Origin of the sequence: Alcanivorax sp. (genome assembly GCF_014762765.1) — a bacterium.
Classification (GTDB): domain Bacteria; phylum Pseudomonadota; class Gammaproteobacteria; order Pseudomonadales; family Alcanivoracaceae; genus Alcanivorax.
On the sequence record NZ_JABURH010000209.1, the window covers coordinates 1 to 3,048 of the forward strand.

At 62.0% G+C, this 3,048-nt stretch carries 2 protein-coding genes; one reads left to right on the forward strand and one right to left on the reverse strand.

Annotated features, from left to right (window positions below; all coding sequences use genetic code 11):
• Positions 1-142: 142 nt before the first annotated feature.
• Positions 143-766 (reverse strand): FMN-binding negative transcriptional regulator, encoded by a 624-nt coding sequence (locus HUJ17_RS16435; RefSeq protein WP_290511708.1) that lies wholly within the window; start codon positions 764-766, stop codon positions 143-145.
• A 398-nt stretch (positions 767-1,164) separates the two neighbouring features.
• Between HUJ17_RS16435 and HUJ17_RS16440 the strand changes: the two genes are divergently transcribed.
• Positions 1,165-3,048, forward strand: a 1,884-nt coding sequence (locus tag HUJ17_RS16440; RefSeq protein WP_290511709.1) for a biotin carboxylase N-terminal domain-containing protein, incomplete at its 3' end; no start/stop codon positions are given.

A 3,048-nucleotide genomic window follows, 5' to 3' on the forward strand; every position in this document is an offset into this window, starting at 1 on the left:
ATCTTCGATGCCCGCACCCTGGACGAAGTGGCTGTAGTGCCGCTGAGAAACCATGTGCCTTTCGGTTTCCACTGCGGTTACAGTCCCAGGTCGTTTATACGTTAGGAGGGATGTGGGGCAGGGCGGACCCCTTGCTGCCTGGCTAGCTGATAAATTCAGACATTGCCGATTCACGCTCAGAACCCTGTGCGAGCCCTGCCTTTACGCCAGCCCGATTGCGCTCTGGATGATTCTGGCTGGCTTTCACTTGTCCTGTCAGAGCGTCGATGCGGATCTCGATACCGACAATCGCGTTCACCAGGCGACCGGTGAAATCGGAAGGCGCATCATCCACCGACCAAGGGTTCTCTCTGCTCGACTCATGAAAATCGGTTAACTGTTGAAGATGCGCTTTCAGCCAAACGTGATCCTGAAAGATAGCGCCTTTGCCTTGCGCATGAACCGCCACATAGTTCCATGTGGGCACCACCCGTCCGCTCTCCGCCTTTGTTTCATACCACGACGGTGACACATAGGCATCTGGCCCTTGAAAAATTGCCAGTACAGAGGCGCCGTTTTCGATTCGCTGCCAAACCGGATTAACCCGCGCCACATGGCAGCGCAGCGTGCCAAGCGGATGTTCTTCACTGGCACTGAAATGGAAAGGCAGATGGTTGGCGTCGATACCATCACCATCGGCGACTACCAGCACACCAAAACTGTATTCCTTGATGTACTGCTGAAGTGTTTCCTGGTTCTCTTCTCTGAAATGGCTCGGGACTAGCATTCTGGTGACACTCTATGGGTTAATTTTGCGCTGCCTGCCGCCGGCTATTGTATGAGACCCACATAGTGAAAGCAGGCCACAGGAGCCAGAACAAGACGATAGAAGATAATGGCTAAACTCCTGTGCGGAGTTTAACGGTAGGTGCCTGTGAACGCCGTGCCAGATATCTCACCGGACATACCTCCCCCCCCAAGCCCCTTTAATACAGTGGTTTGATCAACGCCGTTTCGGGGTAACCGGAAAGGTCCGTTGAAAGTGGGGGGGCTGCGAATCGGAATTACCGTGGTGACCAGCATTAACCCAATGCATGATCCTCCATGCACCCCGATCAATGTCATCGCTATGGCCGACTGGCTACACTGTGGTCTTTGCCGTCGAATCAAAGACCGGAGTCCGCCGTGCCCGTGCCGTTTTCTGCCATCCTGATTGCCAACCGTGGCGAGATTGCCATTCGTATTGCCAATGCCTGTGCGGATCTGGGGATTCGGTCTGTAGGGGTGTATGCGCAAGATGATCAGGCATCCCTGCATACCCGCCAGGTGGACGAGGCGGTGGCGTTGGCGGGGCGGGGAGTGCCGGCCTACCTGGACGGGGCGCAGCTGATTGCCATTGCCAGGGCGCAGGGGTGTGAGGCGATTCATCCCGGTTATGGCTTTCTGGCCGAGAACGCGGACTTTGCCGACCAGTGTGCCGAGGCGGGCATTACCCTGATCGGGCCGGGGGCGGACACCTTGCGCCTGTTTGGCGACAAGGCGGCGGCCCGGGCGCTGGCCGCCCGCTGCCAGGTGCCACTGGTGCAGGGCACGGCGCAGGCGGTGTCGCTGGAAGAGGCTAGGGCGTTCATGGCGTCGCTGCAGGGCAGCGGGGTGATGATCAAGGCCCTCAGCGGTGGCGGCGGACGGGGTATGCGAGCGGTCACTGACCCGGCAGCGCTGGAAGCCGCCTATCAGCGCTGCCAGTCGGAGGCGAAAGCGGCCTTTGGCAATGACGCAGTGTATGTGGAGCAACTGGTGACCGCCGCCCGCCACATCGAAGTACAGGTATTGGGCGACGGCAGCGGCGCGGTGAGCCATTTGTGGGAGCGGGACTGCACCCTGCAGCGCCGTCATCAGAAGCTGGTGGAGTTCGCGCCGGCGCCGGGCCTCGACACCGCCCTGCGCGATCGCATCATCCACAGCGCCCTGACCCTGGCGGCTGAGGTGAACTACCGGGGCATCGGCACCTTCGAGTTTCTGGTGGAAGCGGAGCAGGGCCGTTTCTACTTTATGGAAGCCAACCCCCGGGTGCAGGTGGAGCACACCGTCACCGAACAGGTCACCGGGGTGGATCTGGTGCAGAGCCAGATCTGGCTGGCGGCGGGGGCGAGTCTTGCCGACCTGAACCTGGAAGCCGCCCCGGGCTGTGAGGGCATGGCGGTACAGCTGCGCCTCAACCTGGAAACCCTCAAGGCCGACGGCAGTACCGCGCCGGCGGCGGGCACTCTCACCGCCTATGAGCCGGCCAGCGGCCCGGGCATCCGCGTGGACGGTTATGGCTACGCCGGGTACCCGGTGAGCCCGGCCTACGATTCCCTGCTGGCCAAGCTGATCGTCACCGGCACGGATTACGGGTCGGTTCTGCAGCGCGCCCGTCGCGCCCTGAAGCAGACCCGCATCGACGGTGTGCAAAGCAATCTGCGCCTGTTGCAGGCGTTGCTGGCCAGTGACGCGGTGCAGGCCAATACGGTGACCACAAGGTATGTGGAAACCCATCTGGCCGCGTTGCTGGATGCCATGCCTGCCGAACCCACAGCGGCGTTGCCGTCGGCCGATCACTCTCCCCAGGCTGACACCCTGGCCACCCCGGCGGGCTGCGAGGCCTTGGCCAGCCCCACTACCGGTGTGCTGCTATCTCTGTTGGTGCAGGAAGGCAGCACGGTACAGGTGGGCCAGGTGGTCGCGGTGCTGGAAGCCATGAAGATGGAGTTCGAGGTGCGGGCAACGACCGCCGGTGAGGTGCACAGCCTGGCAGCGGTGGAGGGGGATGCGATCAACGAAGCGGCCCCGCTGTTGTTTGTGCAGCCGGGGGACGTGGATGGCGCTGCCATTGCCACGGAAGAAAGCGTGGATCTGGACCATATCCGCAAGGACCTGGCGGAGGTGCTGGATCGCCACCGGGCCATCAGCGATGCCGGTCGTCCCCAGGCGGTGGAAAAACGCCACCGCAAGGGCAAGCGCACCGCCCGGGAAAACCTCGACGATCTGCTCGATGCGGGCAGCTTCCAGGAATACGGCGCCATGGCC

Bases quoted from the DNA above. Each gene is read 5' to 3' on its own strand.
- HUJ17_RS16435 (WP_290511708.1), bottom strand. From the start codon at position 766: ATGCTAGTCCCGAGCCATTTCAGAGAAGAGAACCAGGAAACACTTCAG.